The organism is Staphylococcus ratti (assembly GCF_020883535.1).
Taxonomy (GTDB): domain Bacteria; phylum Bacillota; class Bacilli; order Staphylococcales; family Staphylococcaceae; genus Staphylococcus; species Staphylococcus ratti.
Window position 1 is genome coordinate 1400414 of the sequence record NZ_CP086654.1, and the last position, 20341, is coordinate 1420754.

Sequence of the window (20341 nt, forward strand, 5' to 3'; positions counted from 1 at the left end):
TTCTATTTATAATTTGTTTTGAAATTCACTTAATTTCACTAATGCTTCAATCGGGGTCATTTGTGATAGATTTAAACGTTTTATTTCCAACTCAATTTCGCTTTCTGTTGGTTCACTTTCAAACAAATCAAACGTTGCTTGTTCAACGTTAGATGTTTTTTCATGAGTTGAATTTGCATAAGTTGCTGTTGATTCTTGTACTTCGAGATGCTTCGGATTAACGGATTGCTCATTTGATTGTGTTGCTGAATCCGCTTCAAAAGCATCTAATATCACTTGAGCACGTGAAATCACTGCCTCAGGTAATTCCGCAAGTTTTGCCACTTGAATACCATAACTATGTTCTACAGCTCCTGGTTTCACTTTGTGTAAAAAAATTAATTCCCCTTTGTACTCATTAGCGGCTACGTGTACGTTTTTCAAACTTGACAATGCGTTTTCAAGTTCTGTCAATTCATGGTAGTGCGTTGAAAACAACGTTTTTGCTTTAGACGTTTCGGCAACATATTCAATCATCGCTTGAGCAAGAGCTAAACCGTCATAAGTCGATGTTCCTCTACCAATCTCATCAAAAATAATTAGACTATGTGCAGTCGCATGTTTTAAAGCATTTTGTGCCTCTAGCATTTCAACCATAAATGTACTTTTACCAGAGACAAGATCATCGGCCGCCCCAATACGTGTGAAAATTTGATCAAAAATCGGTAACGTCGCGGATTGACATGGTACAAAGGCACCCATTTGCGCCATAATACTAATAATTGCCACTTGACGCATATACGTCGATTTCCCCGACATGTTAGGGCCTGTAATTAAATAAATAAATTCTGATTCATCTAAATAACAATCATTTGGTACATAATCATTGTAATCCATTACACGTTCTACAACAGGGTGGCGAGATTCTTTTAAGTTTAATGTGCGATCTTTACTAAACGTCGGTCTCACATAATTATAGGCTTGCGCAATTTCTGCAAAGCTTTGTAAACAATCCAACTCAGAAATCATTTTAGCCTGATGCTGTAAGCGTTCTGTAAAAGTTTTGACATAACTTCTTAACTCTGTAAATAGTGCATATTCTAATTCAACTGATTTTTCTTGAGCACCTAGAATAATCGCTTCTTTTTCTTTCAACTCATCTGTGATAAAACGTTCTGAATTAGATAATGTTTGCTTACGTTCATAGCCAAATTCACTAGGATTAAATTGAGCTAAATTCGCTCGCGTAATTTCAATATAATAGCCAAATACTTTATTGAAGCTAATTTTCAACGATTTAATACCTGTGCGTTGGCGCTCTTTAGCTTGAAGTTCAGCAAGCCATGTCTTTCCATTGCGTGATGCATCTAAATACTCATCTAATTGCGCATTGTAGCCTTCTTTGAATAAACCGCCTTCTTTTACTGATAAAGGAGGCTCATCTACTAAACTTTCTTGTAGTGTAGCTAGTAAATCATCTAGCGGTTCTAATGCATTAAAATGTGCAATCGCTTCAGAATCAATCGTTTGAAGCAATGTCTTAATATTGGGGATTTGGGCAATGGAATATTTTAACTGAACCAGATCCTTAGCGTTTACATTTCCAAAACTTACACGTCCAACTAATCGTTCAATATCATACACTTCAGTTAAATAACTTCTCAGTGTATCTCTTTCAATAAAATGTGTTAAAAATTGATCCACTGCATCATGACGTTGTTCAATTTCTGATTGTTGAATCAAAGGACGGTCAATCCATTGCTTCAAGCGACGTGCGCCCATCGGCGTTTTCGTTTTGTCCATCAGCCAAAGCAATGTGCCTTTTTTAGATTTTAAACGGATACTTTCCGTTAATTCTAAATTGCGCTTCGCATAAAAATCCATTTTCATATAGTCTATCGCTTGATATGTCGTAGCTTCTTCTATATGCGATAAATCTCGTTTTTGTGTATCAAATATGTAATCGAGTAATATTTGAACGGCTTGTGCCATATTTGCATGCGTGATGGTATTTACGTTGTAAGTGGTATTTGAAATATTTTCACGCACAGTCACTGTCTCGGTAATCATACTAAATTGGCATTTAAGATGATCTGTTAATGGCTGATTTACCACAATCTCATTAGGTTGAATCGTAGAAACCTCATTTATTAATGTACTCTCATCTTCAAAGTGCGTGACTTTCAATTCACCTGTACTCACGTCGCAATAACTTAATGCATAACCATCCTCATGAATAAAACTCACAATATAATTATTTTGAGATTCATCAATGCCACCTTTTTCCATTAATGTACCAGGCGTCACTACACGAACAACTTCACGCTTAACCATGCCTTTTACTTGACGAGGGTCTTCCATTTGTTCACAAATCGCAACTTTAAATCCATTTTGAATCAATGTCTCAATGTAACCGTCTGCAGAATGGTAAGGTACTCCTGCCATAGGTATGGGATTCTCTTTTTTAGCATCGCGCTTCGTCAATGTAATTTCAAGAACGCGTGAAGCTGTCACCGCGTCATCATAAAACAATTCGTAAAAATCTCCTAATCGGAAAAAGAGTAAAGCATCTTGGTGTTGTGATTTAATATTTAAATATTGTTTCATCATTGGCGTGACATTTGTCATCATTTATTCACTTTCCTTCTATTTCTCATCTTATAATGTTTATAGTTTAACAGATTTTATGCCTTGACTCGACTCATAGTCGTCGCATTATTATTTTATTTATGTAAAAAAAAAGAGATGGGCGGTCATTTCCTCCCATCTCTTATTAATTTTATTTTTTAGATTTTTGATTTAAATCCGGTAAACGATTCCGCTTTTTTAACATTAATAACAAGATATAACTGAGCGTTGCTCCAATAAAACTTGAAAGCACAAATGTAGCCATAAGTGGCTTGATTAATACACCGTCTAATCCAAGTACCCAGGCAAGTGGAAGACAAACTAAACTTCCGATAATGCCAGTCCCGATTACTTCACCGATAGATGCGACAAATAAATGTTTATTCACATAATAAAATAAACTTGCCAATAAAACACCAATCATACTTCCTGGGAAGGCAAAAGGTGTCCCTGTGCCTAATAACACTCGTATTAGGGAAGATAAAAAAGCTTGTGCAAGTCCGAACCAAGGGCCGAGAATAACGACACTTAAAACATTCACAAAATGTTGCACTGGTGCAGCTTTAATTGGCCCAATAGGAATGACAATAACGGTGCTTAATATAACATTTACTGCAATAAATAATGCGGTTAAAGTGAGCTTTCTCGTATTCATAGATGTCACTCCTCTTTTTGTTGTCATGCGTCAAAATTTGGATAAACACAATAAGATGTTATAACGCTTCGCTAGTAAATACCTATTATCCGTTTCCCTAACGCACGTACATTCATCGTGTCCTAACGTTCTTGCAATCTTGTTGCTAGCGTTTCAACAATCAGGTGTAACGTTTCGTTTGCTTCTTCTTGTGATTGACGAAACTGCGTCACGATTGGAAAAGCATCAATTTCAGATTGAATACTTGCAATCTTTTCTTCTGAACGTTGATATGCGATTGGTTTATTATAACTTTGAAAATTGACAGAGTGCTTTTGATTTTGTTTTAAATCATCCATATACTGTGCAATTTGCGGATGCCGATGAATTTGAGCTTCTATTTGACGATAATTTCGGATCGCCTCTAAAGCTTGTATGTCATTACTCAATTGTGTTGCATGATGCAAAATCGCTTCTTTAGTAAACATTAAGGTGTCACCAACGCGGGTTCACAAACGCTTACAAATTCACCATTCAATGAAAATTGTTTAGCTTCCACAATTTTAACCTCTACAATTTTACCAATCACTTCTTTAGGCGCACGGAAGTTTACAAGTTTATTTTTTTCAGTATAACCTGCTAAAACTTCATCATCTTTTTTACTTGCACCTTCACACAATACTTTTACCGTTTGACCTTCATATTGTGCCAGTGCACGTGTTGAGTACTCGCCTACCAAACGATTTAATCGCTGAAGACGTTCTTTTTTAACTTCTGTCGGAACATTGTCTTTCATTTTCGCAGCCGGCGTACCGTCACGTTGTGAATACAAGTACGTGTAGGCATGCTCAAAGCCGACTTCCTCATACAATGTCAATGTCTCAACAAATTGCGCTTCTGTTTCATTTGGATAACCCACAATAATATCTGTCGTCAATGCCACATCAGGAATCGCAGCTTTAATACGACGTACTAAATCTAAATAGCTTTCACGTGAATATTTACGTCCCATAATTTTAAGCACATCATTATTTCCTGATTGTACAGGTAAGTGAATATGTGGAACGATATTACCACCTTCCGCAATCACTTCAATCATACGATCCGTAAAGTCCCAAGGATGGCTTGTCGTGAAACGCACGCGTGGAATATCAATTTTTGATATATCTTCCAATAAATCGCCAAGACCATATTCTATGTCGTTTAAATCTTTTCCGTATGAGTTTACATTTTGACCTAACAATGTGATTTCTTGATAGCCTTGACGTGCAAGGTCACGCACTTCATCGATAATATCTTGCGGACGACGGCTACGCTCTTTCCCTCTTGTGAACGGCACGATACAATATGTACAGAATTTATCACAGCCGTACATAATATTTACCCATGCTTTAATATGTCCCGCACGCACTTTAGGTAAGTTTTCAATCACATCTCCTTCTTTAGACCACACTTCAACTACCATCGCTTTTGAAAGGTAAGCTTCTTCTAAAATTTGAGGGAGTCTGTGAATATTATGCGTACCAAAAATCATATCGACATTTTGGTAGGATTTTAAAATTTTATTTACGACAGATTCTTCTTGTGACATACAGCCACATACACCAATTAAACAATCTGGGCGCTCTTGTTTAATATGTTTTAAGTTACCAATTTCACCGAACACTTTATTTTCAGCGTTTTCACGAATGGCACATGTATTTAATAAAATCACATCTGCGACATTTACATCTTCCGTAGGTGTGTACCCCAATGCTGTGAAAATCCCTGCCATCACTTCTGTGTCATGCGCATTCATTTGACAACCGTACGTTTTGATTAAAAATGTTCGGCCTTCCCCCATGCCTCGGTATTTTTCATCTATTTGAAAATCTCTATTGTATGCAACTTCTTCTTTCCCACGTTTTTTAGCCTCTTTTAAACTTGGCGGTTGATAAACATGTTCAAAGTATTTGCTATAATCTTTTTCTTTTTCATTACGGCGCGAAAGTACATCTAACGTGCCTGCTTTTCTTTGTTCTTCATTCACATGCAAAACCCTTTCTGCCCATATATCATTAGTACATTATATTAAAAATCGCGTAAAAGTGCAAAATGAAATTGAACATACACGAAGAACATAGTGGCTCCCTATTAAGGCCGTGTCAATACATGCTTTAGAAATTGAGAAAGTCAATCCGTATATTCCTCAAACACGTTTTTCTACAGTATATTCACGATTTGGCAAAACTTGAGAGGCAGTTTTATATCTCATTCAATATCATTTAATTCTACGTGTTTCTATATCATCTTCGATTGCACAACATATTTTAAGTCGTTTCATCGTATTTTTCAGTCAATGTCGCCATGCTAATCCCTTCGGGAACATGATAAAATTTGACCTGACTAATAATACTTTGTACTTCTAATTCCACCATACGTTCATTCATCTTTTGAATTAAAATTAGTAACTCACTCATATCTCCTTCGATTGTCGTTTCAAGTGGACCAACTCTATATTTTAATCCAGATTGTTCAATAACCGCGATTGCTTCGTCAACGAACGGAATTACATCTTTACCCTCAGGTGTTTTTGGGATGATTTGTATACTCATTAATGTATTAATCATAGCTTTACCCCTTTCATTATTTAAAAATAACACTCATTTTATTGTCCATGACTTAAAATGAGTGCTTATCCATCTATTTATACGAATTGTTGCGTTAATGCTTCAAATTGTGCTTTGTCTAACTCTAAATTTTGATGTGCTAAAGGTTGATCATCTAATGTATCGATTTGAGATTCGTAGGACGGTGTCTCAGTATCTTGATAAACAATTCCTTTAAGTAAAGAATCATATTCCAAGACAGTTTGAATCGCTTGTTGTTTATTAGATGTATCGTATTCTTCGATGTCATCAAGACTTGTTAAATGTTCTTTAAACCAATCATACGTATTAATTTTATTGTAAGTGACACAAGGTGAAAAAACGTTGACGAATGAAAAACCGTCATGCTTAATAGCATCTTCAATCATTTTCGTCAGCCCTTTAATATCGTTCGAAAAGCCCTGTGCAACAAATGTTGCTCCTGATGATAAAGCAAGCTCAAGCGGTGCGACATTTTGTTCGATATTACCTTTTGGTGTTGTTTTAGTCACAAAACCTGGCGCAGAAGAAGGTGACGTTTGTCCTTTAGTAAGTCCGTAAATTTGGTTATCCATAACGATATAGGTCATATTCATATTGCGACGAAGTGCATGAATAGTATGTCCCATACCGATAGCATAACCATCTCCGTCACCACCAGAAGCTATAACCGTTAAGTCTTTATTAGCCATTTTAACGCCTTGGGCTAACGGTAAAGCACGACCATGAATGGAATGGACGCCGTATGAATTCACATAACCAGATAAACGTCCTGAACAACCGATGCCTGTAATGAGTGCAACTTCTTCTGGTTCTAAACCTACATTAGCAGCAGCCTTTTGAATCGCAGCTTGGACAGAGAAGTCCCCACATCCTGGGCACCAATTCGGTTTTACACTATTTCTAAAATCTTTAAAAGTTGCCAATTAAACTCGCTCCTTTAATTGATTCACTATTTCTAAACCTTTTTCTTCAATTTCTTTCGGTAAAAATGGCGTGCCATCATATTTTGTTTGGTTTACTAATTTATTACCTAATTGAACGTTCATTTTAATAATATTCGCAAGTTGCCCTTGATAGTTATGTTCCACAACTACGACTTTTTGCGCTTTATCAACTGCCTTTTGTACTGCTTCAGTTGGGAATGGATGCAATTGACGTAATTGAAGATGTGCGGCTGTATGTCCCGCTTCTTGAATTCGTTTAACTCCTTCTTGAATCGCACCTTTTGTAGAAATAAATCCAAGGTATAAAATATCGATCTCTTCAGAATCTACCTCACCTTCTACCGGCGCGTTAATCAGTAAGTGATCTGTTTTACGCATGCGTTTATCCATTTGATTTTGACGATTGATTGCTGATTCACTTGGTTTCCCTTCGTCATTATGCTCTACGCCAGTTACATGATGTATGCCACCTTTCACACCCGGAATAGGTCTTGGTGAAACGCCGGATTCTGTTAAAGCGTAGCGTTTAAAATACGCTTTATCATCTGCATCACGTTCAATGGCTTCGGTAATAAGATCTCCACGACGTATTTCAACACGTTGATAGTCTAAATGAGGTACCGTTTGTTTTCCTAAAGATAATTGTAAGTCACTAAGTAAAATGACTGGGCACTGATATTCTTCGGCTAAATTAAAGGCCTCTACTGTTAAATAAAAGGCATCTTCTGCGTCTGTCGGTGCAAGAACGATTTTCGGAATATCTCCGTGTGTCCCATAAATCATTTGCATTAAATCCGATTGTTCTTGTTTTGTAGGAAGTCCTGTTGAAGGACCACCACGTTGTGTGTTCACAATAACAAGTGGCGTTTCTGTCATACCAGATAAGCCTATCGCTTCCATCATCAATGATAAACCAGGGCCAGCTGATGCCGTAAACGCACGCACTCCTGCATAATTGGCACCAATTGCCATCGTCGCAGCTGCAATTTCATCTTCCGTTTGAATGACAGTTCCTTTTACTTTTGGTAAATGGTCTATCATATATTCCATAATTTCAGATGCCGGTGTAATAGGATAAGCCGCCATAAAACGTGAGCCTCCAGTAATCGCACCTAAACCTATTGCATCATTTCCAATCATATAAAGATGTGGTGTTCCACTACCTTCTTCAAGTATAAAGTCCCCTTCAATTTGGCTAAGCTGTTCCGACATCATATGGTAACCTTTATTTAATGCATCAATATTTAAATGAACGACTTTTTCACCTTTTTTCTCAAACATATTTTGAATAAGAGATTCAAAAGTTGTCGTTTCTAATTGCATTAATGCTGCTGTTGCACCTATTGCAACCATGTTTTTCATTAAAGGTGTCCCAAGTTCTTTTGCTATTTCTGTAAAAGGCAACACGATAAGTTGTGCTTTACAGTCTTCTGGCTTTTCAGGCTTTGCCTTACTATCAGCTAAAATCACACTGTCTTCACGCATTTCATGATGATTTAAAACGATGGTTTCTTGGTCAAATGCTACTAAAACATCTAAATCATCGCTAATCGCATGTACAGGTGTAGTAGAGACACGAATTTTATTATTAGTATGGCCACCTTTAATTCGGCTAGAAAAGTGACGGTAACCATATAAATAGTAACCTTTGCGGTTCATAGCTGTAGCGAAGATTTCACCTGTCGATTCAATCCCTTCGCCTTGTTGGCCGCCGACTTTCCATGATACTTGTGATTTCATTTGAATGAGCCTCCTACACGTTTAAATTCATTTTATATCATATCAAAATAACCCACGATTTTCTTCTAGAAATCGTGGGTTTTATTAAAATTCATACTAATGGACGATAGTTTAACTGAAAGGGTGATCTTCATTGATTAAAATTCTAGAAATAGCTTTAGCTGTCCCGTCTTGCTTTAAATCTATGACAACACCTGATAAAACACTACGCCCTTCATCTGGTACAACGTGACGTTGTGGCAAACTCGTAAGGAATCGCGTAATCACTTCATCTTTATTGATTCCTAAAATACCGTCATAATAGCCTGTCATACCAACATCTGTAATGTATGCTGTATGGTTTGGTAATATCCGTTCATCTGACGTTTGAATGTGCGTATGTGTCCCAACAACAGCACTAACACGTCCGTCTAAATACCATCCCATAGCATATTTTTCTGAAGTCGTTTCAGCGTGGAAATCTACAAATATATAATCTGTTTCTTTCTTCGCTTCATCGATTAAACGGTCAGCTGTTTTAAACGGATCATCCGTTACCGGCATAAAACTGCGTCCTTGCAAATTCATAATGGCGAGTTTTTTTTCATTAATATTAATAATTCTCATTCCTACACCAGGCGCTTCATTCGGAAAATTAGCTGGCCTTACTAAACGTGTCGCATCGTCTATAAAATCGTATATTTCACGCTGACCATAGGTATGGTTACCCATCGTCATAAAATCTACGCCTTGGCGCAGTAATTGCTTGTATAATTTTTCAGTTAAGCCTTTACCATGTGCAGCATTTTCTGCATTTACAATTGTGACCGTTGGACGATAGTGTTGTTTTAATTTCGGCAACATCTCTTCAATCGCCTGACGTCCAACCTTACCTACAATATCTCCAATAAATAATATTCTCATTCAAATAGTATCCTCTCTAATAAGAAGGTTCGCATGAAAGTTTTAAAAATGAAACAAACACTAATAAGATTTCTCATCTCTATACTTAGAAAGTTAATGCTTCATTATAGGTCATTTTATACTCAACCTATTTTTTCAGAGATAATCATTTTAAAACTTTAGACAAAACTTCATATATACTATTTTATTGTAACGGGTTCAATAGTCATGTCAATATGTTTCATTTTCAATTTATTTACTCGGCTTTAACATAAAGCAGACGTAACGCATTAAGCCCTACGAGCAAAGTTGCGCCCATATCTGAAAAAATCGCAATCCATAACGTGAGCCACCCTGGAATCACTAACAATAATGCAGTAACCTTTAAACCTATCGCAATGAGAATATTCATTTTTATTATGCGCATCGTACGACGACTCAATTGAAAAGTGTACGGAATTTTAGTAATATCATCACTCAAAACAGCAATATCAGCAGTTTCTATAGCTGTATCAGTACTTGCTGCTCCCATTGAAATACCTACTGTAGCATTAGCTAATGCTGGCGCATCGTTCACTCCATCTCCTACCATAGCCACGTGGGAATATTTCTTTTGTAATGTAGCAATTCGTGTCATTTTATTTTCTGGCAATTGTTGTGCTTTAAAATGTGTCACGCCTACTTCGTTAGCGATACTTTTCGCCGTTTGCGGATTATCTCCCGTCAACATTTCTATATGTTTTAAGCCCATTTTCATTAATTGGCGACAACTCCATTTGGATTTTGCTCTTACTCGATCTCTAAGTGCAATTAACAGCACAATACTATCATTTCTTGATACTAAAATGACCGTATTTCCTTGCATTTCTAATTGGCTTACAGTTTCCTGCCAAATTGGTTGCGCTGATAAATTAAAACGTTGTGGTTTACCAATCATATAAGCATTGTTTTGAATCGTAGCAGTCACACCTTCTCCTGTTTGAGACTGAAATGACTTAACCTTACCTTCAAACACAACGGCGTTAGATTGAAGATAAGCAACAATCGCACGTGCGATAGGATGATTAGACATTTTTTCAATAGCCCCTACATGGCTGAGAAGTTCGGCATCCTCTTGACTACTTTGAGCCCATTCCAAATGCGTTACTTCAGGTTCACCTCGTGTCAATGTACCCGTTTTATCAAATGCAACAGCTTGTACACGGCTTAATTGTTCTAAATGTATGCCACCTTTAACGAGTACGCCATGTCTTGCAGCATTACTAATACTTGAAATAATCGCAATAGGCGTTGCAATCACTAGCGCACACGGACAACCAATAACTAAAACAGACAATCCTTGATAAAACCAAGTATAGCTGTCTCCATAACCTAATAACGGTGGTAATACTGCAACACTTAAAGCGATAAGCATAATCATTGGTGTATAGTATCTAGCAAATTTTTCAATTAATGCTTGCGCTGGTGCTTGATTCACTTGTGCTCTTTCTACGAGTTCAATCATTTTTGATAACGTCGTTTCAGACGCTATTTTTGTGACACGTACTTCTAAAACACTATTTTCATTTAAAGTTCCTGCAAATACATCATCACCTATAGTCTTGTCTACAGGCACAGATTCCCCTGTAATCGCTGATTGGTTAATACTTGATGAACCATTGCTGATTACACCGTCCAAAGGGATTTTTTGTCCAGGTTTAATATACAAAATGTCGCCTACTTGCACTTCTTCGACCTTAACTTTTTCAATTTCATTTCCTTTAAATCGATATGCGACATCAGGGGCAATAGCGACCAATGCCTCCATAGATTGTCTCGCTTTATTCATCGTGAAACTTTCAAGCGCTTCACTTAAAGCAAACAAAATAACAACAACGGCTACTTCTCCCCATTCACCAATGATGGCACCCCCAATAACTGCAATCGTCATCAATGTATGCATATCAAATTCTAACTGAAATAAATTTTTAAGTCCCTGTTTTAATAAAGACATCCCACTAATCAATATTGAAGCTGCAAATAAAGTAATCGTAATAAACTGATGCTCTCCAGTAGTAAATCGGGCAATATAACCTAAAATGACAAGTAAAGTTGCAAAGCATATCGCATAATGTTCATCATAAAATGCAATCGCTTTTTCTTTCCAACTTTGAGGATCAGATCGCCCCTCATCAGTGTTAACTGTTGGTTGAACAGCTTTTTTCTTAGGTGCTATCACAGTTAAATTTTCAAAAGCACCCGCTTTTTCTAATTCATCAATCGTTGGATGCCCTGTCACGTATATTTTAGAAGCGCCAAAATTCACTTTCGCTGTTTCAATTGAATCCAATTGATTGAGTTTACGTTCAAATTTACTTGCACAATGTGCACAAGATAATCCTTTAACCTCATATGTTTGTTGTTTCATCTGGGTACACTTCTTTCTTATGTTCAATAGAAACGAGCATAATTTGCCTTATATGTTCATCAAAAATCCGGTAAAAAGCACGCTTACCATCTTTGCGATACGTTACTACACCGTTGTTATATAAGACGCGTAAATGGTGTGATGCATTGGCTATCGTAATATTTAATAATGTCGCAATATCACAAACACATAGTTCTTCATGTACACATAATGCGTAAGTCATCTTCGCACGATTTAAATCTGCAATACTTTTGAACATTTGACTTACCTCTTTAATAGGTACTTGATTAATCGCATCTTGTGCTTCAACAACTCTTGCTTCATCGATGGACCATAATTCACATGTTGGAATATCTTTAACCATCTTTCCCACCTCTTATTCAAGTGTATATTTGAATATAGTATAGCCGATTTATATTATTCATTCAAGTGAATGTTTGAATATAAAATTTTGATTGAATTCATGTGAATCGGGTAAAAACGTATTGGAAGGCTAATGGAGTTTAAACATCCTTTGGAAAACAGAGTAACATTGTCTCCCAAATGGATTGTAATTTAATATTCCAAGCTTTTACTTGAAAATTATAGGAGTTGTAAAATAATTTATGTCAATCTCTATTGATCCAGAAAAATTTGCAGAACTCGTAGTAGGGGCTAATCCATCCAAAAAAGAAAACCCTGAAGAAATTGCGAAAGAAAGTATTGAATTGTATATTTACGCTTATCGTTTAGCAGAAAAATATACTAACATTTCTTCAAGTTGTTATGATACGGCAGGCGCTTTAAAAGAATTACATGAAACCGAATTAAAATTAAGTCATTAGTAATATATTTTATTTACACTTTTTGAGGTGTTTATTGTATGCAAAAAAGCAATGTTACATGAATGTAACATTGCTTTTTTATTATTTAGCATATTCTATTGCTCTCGTCTCACGTACGACCGTCACTTTGATATGACCGGGATATTGTAATTCGTCTTCAATTTGGTTTTTGATGTCTCTTGCTAAACGATGGGCTTTTAAGTCATCGATATCCTCTGGAGAAACCATGACACGAATTTCTCGACCTGCTTGGATAGCGAATGCTTTTTCTACACCCTCGTAATTTTCTGAAATGCGTTCTAAACGTTCCAAACGTTTAATGTAATTTTCAAGCGTTTCTTTTCTTGCTCCTGGGCGTGCAGCAGACAATGCATCCGCAGCTGCAACTAAAATTGAAATGATTGAAGTAGGTTCAACATCTCCATGATGCGAATGGATTGCATTAATCACTGTTTCTGGTTCACCATACTTTTTCGCTAATTCCACACCAATTTCGACATGGCTACCGTCAACTTCGTGATCGATTGCTTTACCCACATCGTGAAGCAAACCTGCACGCTTAGCCAATGTTACATCTTCACCCAATTCGGCAGCTAACATTCCTGATAAATAAGCCACTTCGATTGAATGTTTAAGTACATTTTGGCCATAACTTGTTCGATAATGCATGCGTCCTAAAATTTTAACTAAGTCAGGATGCATATTATGAATATTTAATTCAAATGTAGCTTGCTCACCTGCATCACGTATAATTTCATCCACATCTTTACGTGCTTTTTCAACCATATCTTCAATTCGACCTGGATGAATACGTCCATCGGATACAAGATTATTTAATGCTGTTTTGGCGATTTCTCTTCGCACTGGATCAAAACCTGATAAAATAACTGCTTCAGGCGTATCATCAATAATTAAATCAATTCCTGTTAATGTTTCAAGGGTGCGAATATTGCGGCCTTCACGACCGATAATTCGACCTTTCATTTCATCATTTGGTAAATTGACGACAGAAACCGTTGATTCTGACGTATGATCAGCTGCAAAACGTTGAACTACAGTTGCAAGTAGTTCTTTCGCTTTTTGATTCACTTGTTCTTTTGCTTCATTTTCTTTTTCTTTAACCAATATTGCAATATCTTGTGACAATTCGTTTTCAACACGTGCCAATTGTTCTTGGCGCGCTTCATCTTGAGTGAGACCGGAGATGCGTTGTAATTCTTGTTCGTGCTTCATTATTATGGACTGAACACTACTCTCTTTTGCATCTACGTGTTGTTGTCTTTCTTCAAGTTTAGACTCTTTTTGCTCTAAAATCTCATCTTTTTTATCTAAAAGATCAGACTTACGCTCCAAGTTCTCTTCTTTTTGAAGAAGTCGGGATTCCTGCCTTTGAAGTTCACCACGTCGTTCTCTAAGTTCACTTTCTGTATGCTCTCTGAGAATCTGGTTCTCTTCTTTAGCTTCAATCAGTTTTTCTTTTTTGAGATTCTCTGCTTCTTTATTGGCTTGTTCAATGATATCTTTAGCAGTATTTCGCGCTTGAATCTGCTTTTGATGGATCAAATTTTGGGCAATAAAATACCCCACAACAACTCCTAGAATGATACCCAGCAAAATGAGTAAGAGGCTTAATAAATTCACACAAACACCTCCTTTTCTAGGATTTGGTACTGTATGTCAATAAATCTATAAGATTATATAAATAAAATTAAGGACCATACAATCTCAATTGTACGTTTTGAACAATGAAAAATCAAGGTTTCTGCCAACAACGATCTCGAACAATTTTTACAAAGGCATTTATTCACTACTATTTATTTAAAAATTGTTCACCTACACGACATCATGATTTAAACACCTACATTTTAAAAATAATAGAGGTGGCATTTTAACATTAGAAACATATAACACTCTTCTTTTATTAGGATGACTATGCTTTTGAAATCAACCTGTAAAAGAAGGGAGCGGGACAGAAATCTATTTGATTTCGTTGTCCCGCCCCCACAAGGCTGACTAGGATTGAAGAAGCTAACTAGCGCAGTTCAATCCAGACAGCTACTGTGCTCTTTATATTCAACGTCTATCTATTATGCGGGACAGAAATCTATTTGATTTCGTTGTCCCGCCCCCACAAGGCTGACTAGGATTGAAGAAGCTAACTAGCGCAGTTCAATCCAGACAGCTACTGTGCTCTTTATATTCAACGTCTATCTATTATGCGGGACAGAAATCTATTTGATTTCGTTGTCCCGCCCCCACAAGGCTGACTAGGATTGAAGAAGCTGACTAGCACAATTCAATCCAGACAGCTACTGTGCTCTTTATATTCAACGCCCTATCTATAATGCGGGACAGAAATCTATTTGATTTCGTCGTCCCGCCCCCACAAGGCTGACTAGGATTGAATAAGCTAACTAGCGCAATTCAATCCAGACAGCTACTGTGCTCTTTATATTCAACGTCTATCTTTTATGCGGGACAGAAATCTATTTGATTTCGTTGTCCCGCCTCTTTATGTTTCAATGCCGCCATTGGCTTCTTATTTATAGATTGTTATGTTATTCATCAAAAAGCGTTTGTGGTGAATCTTGTTCGTTTTCATCAACATCACCATCAAAAATGCCTAATTTTTCACGCAGTTTACGATCGATTTCATCTTCAAGCTCTGGATGCTCTTTTAAGAATAATTTGACATTTTCTTTACCTTGTCCCATACGTTCGCCATTATACGAGTACCAAGCTCCAGATTTATCAACGATATCATATTGAACTCCTAAATCAATGAGTTCACCTTCACGTGAAATACCTTGTCCATACATAATATCTACTTCAGCGATTTTAAATGGAGGTGCTACTTTATTTTTAACAACTTTGATTTTCGTACGGTTACCTACAATATCTTGGCCTTGCTTCAATTGCTCAGCACGACGCACTTCTAAGCGAACAGAACTGTAGAATTTTAATGCGCGACCACCCGGTGTTGTTTCGGGATTCCCGAACATGACTCCTACTTTTTCACGAATTTGGTTAATAAAGATAGCTGTTGTATTAGATTTTGAAATCGCTGCTGATAATTTACGTAAAGCTTGAGACATTAAACGTGCTTGTAAACCGACATGTGTGTCACCCATTTCGCCTTCGATTTCGGCTTTAGGTGTCAGTGCTGCAACGGAGTCTACAATGATAATATCCACAGCACCACTACGAACGAATGCTTCAGCAATTTCAAGCCCTTGCTCTCCGTGGTCAGGTTGAGATAAATATAAATTGTCTATATCTACACCTAGTGCTTGAGCGTATACAGGATCTAAAGCGTGTTCGGCATCGATAAATGCTGCAACGCCACCATTTTTTTGTACTTCGGCAATTGCATGTAAAGCTACTGTTGTTTTACCGGAACTTTCAGGACCATAAACTTCTATAATACGGCCTTTAGGGTAGCCTCCTACCCCTAGTGCGTGATCTAGAGTTACTGATCCACTAGAGACACTTGAAACGCGTCGATCTTTATTTTCTCCGAGTTTCATAACGGCACCTTTACCGAATGATTTTTCCATATTTTTAATTACTGTGTCGAGTGCTTTTTGACGTTCATTATCCAATTTAGGACCCCCTATAAAGTGTAGTTTCCTTTTGTAGTTATCTCTACTATACCTTCTTAAAAAAGAAAACACAAGTATTTTACGAATATTTGTTCGCTATTTTTAGAATGATACTTTACACAAAAGCGAACGTTTGTACTCTTAATATCTCATCATTTTTTATTAATTGATGCGCTTTTTAGCCAATTGAGCCATTCAATCATAATATAATTTGAATTTCTGTCAGGTGTACGCAATTGTTGTTGAGTGATATTAAAACGAATGACCTCTAATGCTTTACCATTAAAAAGCCCTATGTAAACTGTATGATGCTTAAATAATAAACTGATAGCGTGCGTTGTATTATACAACGATTGTACAAAATAAGCGCTTTGATGTAATTGGGTTTCTATGTCGACTTTTTCGTCAATGAATTGTGGATGATGCAGCATGTAACCTTGCAAGAAATGTTCATCATCTACTTGCTTCAACCTCATATTTAAGTTGCCATCTGTAACGCCGTCATAAATAGCTATCGTATGCTGTGTTTGTGACATCACACTACCTTCAAGCGTAACATCGTTTGATCCATAATAGTATTCGCCTACGCGATTTAAAATTTGGCGTTTGACAGGTTCAATTACCTTTTCACACTGTTGCTGATTGCTCCCATTTCCTGTTAAACGTATTGTCACCTCGTGTGCCCCTGCTAAAGGAGCAATTGTAGGATTCGTTTGTGCATTAATTAAATCCATTAACTCGGTTTCAATTGCAGATTCTCCGATACCAGCAAAACGTAAAACTTCAGAATAAATCGTTTCGTTATCTTCTGTAAAATGTGGCATCATATACTTTGAAACCATTGGTTTTAATTCTCTCGGGGGCCCTGGCAGAAGCACAATTTTTTGATGATTTTTTTCAATCATCATGCCCGGAGCCATACCGACATCATTTTTCAAAACATGTGCGCCTTGAATCACTAATGCTTGTTGTTTATTATTTGGTGTCATCATTCTTTGTTGCGCTTTAAAATAATTTTTTATATATTTTAAAGCCTCCTCGTCAGTGACAAGCTTTTGATTTAAAACTTCAGCAACCGTTTGTTTTGTCAAATCATCTTTAGTCGGACCAAGCCCTCCTGTTAAGATAATACCGTCATAAGTTTGAAGTGCGCGCTCTAAAACAGCTTTTAAACGTTTGGCATTATCTCCAACTACAATATGCTCAAGAACATGATGTCCAGCTTCGTTTAAAACTCTGGATAGATACTGTGCATTCGTGTTTGCGATTTGACCTAACAATAACTCTGAACCTACACCGATAATACAGACGTTCATGAATATCTCCCCTTATGATAAGAAAACCTCTAATGTTGTGATGGTTAAGCATTCATAGCCTAAAACACATGACTTACATTAGAGGTATTTCAAATTAATTTTTGTCTTGTAAGAAAACTGCTCTACCTTTATAAAAGTATTCAATACCTGATAATACAGTAAAGAAAACACCAATATAAAGTAGAACAGACCCTATTGAAAAGCCAACCCATTGACTGAAAGGATCACCTAAAAATAGGAAAACCAGTGCTACCATTGTGACTGCCGTCTTAACTTTTCCGAGTTGACCCGCTGCGCTCACAAATCCTTGTTCAATTTGTAATAGACGCAGTCCTGTCACTGCAAATTCACGCGCAATCACAATCACTGCCACTACAGAATTCGTTAGGCCCAATTCTACAAGTACGATTAATGCCGCAGAAACAAGTAACTTGTCTGCTAAAGGGTCTAAAAATTTTCCCATATTTGTTACCAGTTGCCATTTTCTAGCCAAGTAACCATCTACCCAGTCACTAACTGACGCTAATATAAAAATAATGCCACTGATTAAAAATTCAATGCGGATGGATGTGCCACCCCAAAATGAAATCTGTCCCATGCCAAAATCAACAAGTGCAAATAACATAAAGACAGGAATTAAGATTACACGAAATAAAGTAATCTGATTGGGTATGTTCATATGTATGTCCTCTTTTCATATCTCTTTCATTTGTTTCTATTATAGCATAAGAGAAAGTATGCCCCAAAATACACCTGTCAAAATGATTGTACAAGCAATGAGAATCCCCAGCCATTTTTGTTCGTTATTTGACGACGTTAATTCAAACGTCTCAGGATTTTGACGAAGTTGTGCTAATGATGTTTTTGCAGAATAATGCAACGATGGTAGTTCTGTTTCATGCTCTGAAATAAGGATTTTAGCGTCCATATTGACTGCATGTGCATATTTTTGAATAAATCCTTTGGCATATTCAGGATATTTGAGCAAATCAAACTCATTTTTTTCTATATGAACTAAGATTTCCCGTTGAATATGCGTACGCTTTTCCAGTTCAGCTAACGTTAGTCCCATTCTTTCTCGTCTTCCTTGCAACACTTCGCCTATTTTTTTCACTTATGCTCCTCCTTAAAACGGCTTGAAACCCTCGTCAAATCCACCACCGAAATCATTGCCGAAGCCATCTCCAAAGCCGCCAAATTCATCGACAAAATTGAGATTATTTTTACTTTTAACGGTTTTCTTTTTCATTTCGTCATACTCGATTTTTTGATTTTCTTCAGCACGCAGCTCGATAATGTAATCAAAATCATCCATAATATAATCGCTCGCCTCAACAAATAAATCAGGATGCTCGACAACTTTTACAGACGGTAACGTCATCACTTCTTTGACGAGTTCTTGATGTTTTTGATTGGTTTCTCTTGCTGTCACCGCACCATCAATAATATATACATGATCTTTGTCGTACTCACCTTTAATTAATGAACTTCTAACAGTTTGTTTAATAAGTGTCGAGCTAATAAATAACCATTTTTTATGCGCAGACACGCTTCCTGCAACAATAGATTCCGTTTTCCCTACGCGTGGCATACCACGTATACCAATCAGCTTATGCCCTTCTTCTTTGAACAATTCTGCCATAAAATCAACGAGCAATCCTAAATCATAACGCTCAAAGCGAAATATTTTTTTGTCATATTTATCTTGCTTAATGTAACGACCGTGTCTTACTGCTAATCGATCTTTAAGTTCAGGTTCACGTAATACGCGCAAAGAAATATCATCAATTTCTTGTAGCAATGTTTCAAACCGCTTTACCTTTTCCTCACTATCTGACTTAATAATGAACGCGCGTCGAGAATTATCAATACCATTAATCGTACCAATATTAATTCCCATCATCCCCAACAGACTAGAAACGTCACCGAGAAGTCCTTCACGGTTTATATTGATATCGTATTCTAAGTACCATTCCTTCTTTTCTTTCATTGTCGTCATCACAATACACCCCTATCCCTTTGTATGACATGTTAAGCCTATTATATCAAACTATCGGTACCAACCTCCATTAATCCGTTGAACCGTGCCGGTTACACTTTTAGCTTTAGGCGAAATTAAATAGCGACACGCATGAGCTACTTCTTCCGCTTCAACTAACCGTCGCTGTGGAATTGTCTCCAATACTTCTGCTAAATCGTCTGGATTTAATTCATCCGTCATTCGACTAGCAACAATTCCAGGTGCAATCGCATTAACTGTTAGAGGTGTTAAAGCCACTTCTTCACTTAAAGCTTTGACAAAGCCAATTTGCGCCGCTTTCATCGTAGAATACACCGTTTCAAAGCTCGCACCCATTTCTCCCCAAATAGATGAAATTACTACGATACGACCACGTGTACTTTGTATAAGCTGATTTAAGAAGTGTTGTGCTATCTTGATTAATTGATACACATGTATCATATAGTTATCTTGTATCGCTTTATCTGACATATCTTGCAACATGCCATACAAACTTTGACCGCTCACATATACCAAAACATCTACATTATTGATAAACGCAAAAACGTTATCGAAGTCTTGCGTTTGAGTCAAATCCATTTGAATAAATTGTACCGGTTCATTTTGAAATGTCGTTTGTAACGACGTGAGTGACGTCTGATGATATGTCACAATCACTTCAAAGCCTTCGTCTAACAACTCACGTACAATGGCTTGTCCAATCGCACCAGAACCTCCGACTACGAGCGCTTTCAT

Annotated in this window: 18 protein-coding genes; 1 reads left to right on the forward strand and 17 read right to left on the reverse strand. The window is 36.9% G+C overall.

Annotated elements, in window-relative coordinates; all coding sequences use genetic code 11:
* Window positions 1-6: 6 nt before the first annotated feature.
* The 10 genes from mutS to LN051_RS06810 form a co-directional block, all read right to left on the reverse strand.
* Window positions 7-2607: a DNA mismatch repair protein MutS gene (gene mutS, locus LN051_RS06765; protein ID WP_229293639.1), complete on the reverse strand. Its 2601-nt coding sequence runs from the start codon at window positions 2605-2607 to the stop codon at window positions 7-9.
* A gap of 151 nt (window positions 2608-2758) precedes the next feature.
* Window positions 2759-3262: an energy coupling factor transporter S component ThiW gene (gene thiW / locus LN051_RS06770; protein ID WP_229291786.1), complete on the reverse strand. Its 504-nt coding sequence runs from the start codon at window positions 3260-3262 to the stop codon at window positions 2759-2761.
* 122 nt (window positions 3263-3384) lie between these two features.
* Window positions 3385-3729, reverse strand: a complete 345-nt coding sequence (locus tag LN051_RS06775; protein WP_229291787.1) for a YlbF family regulator — start codon at window positions 3727-3729, stop codon at window positions 3385-3387.
* Window positions 3729-5270, reverse strand: a complete 1542-nt coding sequence (gene miaB / locus LN051_RS06780) for a tRNA (N6-isopentenyl adenosine(37)-C2)-methylthiotransferase MiaB (protein ID WP_229291788.1) — start codon at window positions 5268-5270, stop codon at window positions 3729-3731. The genes LN051_RS06775 and miaB overlap by 1 nt, the downstream gene beginning before the upstream one ends.
* A gap of 280 nt (window positions 5271-5550) precedes the next feature.
* Complete coding sequence (locus LN051_RS06785) at window positions 5551-5850, reverse strand: thiamine-binding protein (RefSeq protein ID WP_229291789.1); 300 nt, start codon at window positions 5848-5850, stop codon at window positions 5551-5553.
* A gap of 77 nt (window positions 5851-5927) precedes the next feature.
* Window positions 5928-6794 (reverse strand): 2-oxoacid:ferredoxin oxidoreductase subunit beta, encoded by an 867-nt coding sequence (locus tag LN051_RS06790; protein ID WP_229291790.1) that lies wholly within the window; start codon window positions 6792-6794, stop codon window positions 5928-5930.
* On the reverse strand, window positions 6795-8555 hold the full coding sequence (locus tag LN051_RS06795) for a 2-oxoacid:acceptor oxidoreductase subunit alpha (RefSeq protein WP_229291791.1): 1761 nt from the start codon (window positions 8553-8555) through the stop codon (window positions 6795-6797).
* A 111-nt stretch (window positions 8556-8666) separates the two neighbouring features.
* Complete coding sequence (locus LN051_RS06800) at window positions 8667-9458, reverse strand: TIGR00282 family metallophosphoesterase (protein WP_229291792.1); 792 nt, start codon at window positions 9456-9458, stop codon at window positions 8667-8669.
* 235 nt (window positions 9459-9693) lie between these two features.
* A complete protein-coding gene (locus tag LN051_RS06805) occupies window positions 9694-11871 on the reverse strand; it encodes a heavy metal translocating P-type ATPase (protein ID WP_274704559.1) in 2178 nt (725 codons plus the stop codon).
* Window positions 11825-12208, reverse strand: coding sequence for an ArsR/SmtB family transcription factor (locus tag LN051_RS06810; protein ID WP_229291794.1), 384 nt, complete (start codon window positions 12206-12208; stop codon window positions 11825-11827). Before LN051_RS06810 ends, LN051_RS06805 begins: the two co-directional genes overlap by 47 nt.
* Before the next feature lie 241 nt (window positions 12209-12449).
* Here LN051_RS06810 and LN051_RS06815 point away from each other — a divergent pair, with 241 nt between their 5' ends.
* Entirely contained in the window at window positions 12450-12668 is a 219-nt protein-coding gene (locus tag LN051_RS06815; RefSeq protein WP_229291795.1) for a hypothetical protein, read from the forward strand.
* 81 nt (window positions 12669-12749) lie between these two features.
* On the opposite strand, the gene rny is transcribed toward LN051_RS06815, so the two are convergent.
* The 7 genes from rny to ymfI all read right to left on the reverse strand — a co-directional run bounded on the left by rny (window position 12750) and on the right by ymfI (window position 20341).
* Window positions 12750-14309, reverse strand: coding sequence for a ribonuclease Y (rny, locus tag LN051_RS06820; protein ID WP_229291796.1), 1560 nt, complete (start codon window positions 14307-14309; stop codon window positions 12750-12752).
* Between the two features lie 917 nt (window positions 14310-15226).
* Entirely contained in the window at window positions 15227-16270 is a 1044-nt protein-coding gene (gene recA, locus LN051_RS06825) for a recombinase RecA (RefSeq protein ID WP_229291797.1), read from the reverse strand.
* Between the two features lie 152 nt (window positions 16271-16422).
* Complete coding sequence (locus LN051_RS06830) at window positions 16423-17586, reverse strand: CinA family nicotinamide mononucleotide deamidase-related protein (RefSeq protein WP_229291798.1); 1164 nt, start codon at window positions 17584-17586, stop codon at window positions 16423-16425.
* A 94-nt stretch (window positions 17587-17680) separates the two neighbouring features.
* The gene (gene pgsA / locus LN051_RS06835; RefSeq protein ID WP_229291799.1) at window positions 17681-18265 is read right to left on the reverse strand and encodes a CDP-diacylglycerol--glycerol-3-phosphate 3-phosphatidyltransferase; all 585 of its coding nucleotides are present in this window, start codon (window positions 18263-18265) and stop codon (window positions 17681-17683) included.
* Between the two features lie 39 nt (window positions 18266-18304).
* Window positions 18305-18700 (reverse strand): helix-turn-helix domain-containing protein, encoded by a 396-nt coding sequence (locus LN051_RS06840; protein ID WP_229291800.1) that lies wholly within the window; start codon window positions 18698-18700, stop codon window positions 18305-18307.
* Between the two features lie 12 nt (window positions 18701-18712).
* The gene (locus LN051_RS06845) at window positions 18713-19585 is read right to left on the reverse strand and encodes a DUF3388 domain-containing protein (RefSeq protein ID WP_229291801.1); all 873 of its coding nucleotides are present in this window, start codon (window positions 19583-19585) and stop codon (window positions 18713-18715) included.
* A 51-nt stretch (window positions 19586-19636) separates the two neighbouring features.
* Complete coding sequence (gene ymfI / locus LN051_RS06850; RefSeq protein ID WP_229291802.1) at window positions 19637-20341, reverse strand: elongation factor P 5-aminopentanone reductase; 705 nt, start codon at window positions 20339-20341, stop codon at window positions 19637-19639.

What these genes read in the sequence shown, in the direction of transcription:
- LN051_RS06795 (WP_229291791.1), bottom strand. Translation starts at nt 8,555, where the DNA reads ATGAAATCACAAGTATCATGGAAAGTCGGCGGCCAACAAGGCGAAGGG.
- pgsA (WP_229291799.1), bottom strand. Translation starts at nt 18,265, where the DNA reads ATGAACATACCCAATCAGATTACTTTATTTCGTGTAATCTTAATTCCT.
- LN051_RS06800 (WP_229291792.1), bottom strand. Translation starts at nt 9,458, where the DNA reads ATGAGAATATTATTTATTGGAGATATTGTAGGTAAGGTTGGACGTCAG.
- LN051_RS06810 (WP_229291794.1), bottom strand. Translation starts at nt 12,208, where the DNA reads ATGGTTAAAGATATTCCAACATGTGAATTATGGTCCATCGATGAAGCA.
- thiW (WP_229291786.1), bottom strand. Translation starts at nt 3,262, where the DNA reads ATGAATACGAGAAAGCTCACTTTAACCGCATTATTTATTGCAGTAAAT.
- LN051_RS06845 (WP_229291801.1), bottom strand. Translation starts at nt 19,585, where the DNA reads ATGACGACAATGAAAGAAAAGAAGGAATGGTACTTAGAATACGATATC.
- mutS (WP_229293639.1), bottom strand. Translation starts at nt 2,607, where the DNA reads ATGACAAATGTCACGCCAATGATGAAACAATATTTAAATATTAAATCA.
- LN051_RS06775 (WP_229291787.1), bottom strand. Translation starts at nt 3,729, where the DNA reads ATGTTTACTAAAGAAGCGATTTTGCATCATGCAACACAATTGAGTAAT.
- LN051_RS06830 (WP_229291798.1), bottom strand. Translation starts at nt 17,586, where the DNA reads ATGAACGTCTGTATTATCGGTGTAGGTTCAGAGTTATTGTTAGGTCAA.
- LN051_RS06815 (WP_229291795.1), top strand. Translation starts at nt 12,450, where the DNA reads ATGTCAATCTCTATTGATCCAGAAAAATTTGCAGAACTCGTAGTAGGG.
- LN051_RS06785 (WP_229291789.1), bottom strand. Translation starts at nt 5,850, where the DNA reads ATGATTAATACATTAATGAGTATACAAATCATCCCAAAAACACCTGAG.
- ymfI (WP_229291802.1), bottom strand. Translation starts at nt 20,341, where the DNA reads ATGAAAGCGCTCGTAGTCGGAGGTTCTGGTGCGATTGGACAAGCCATT.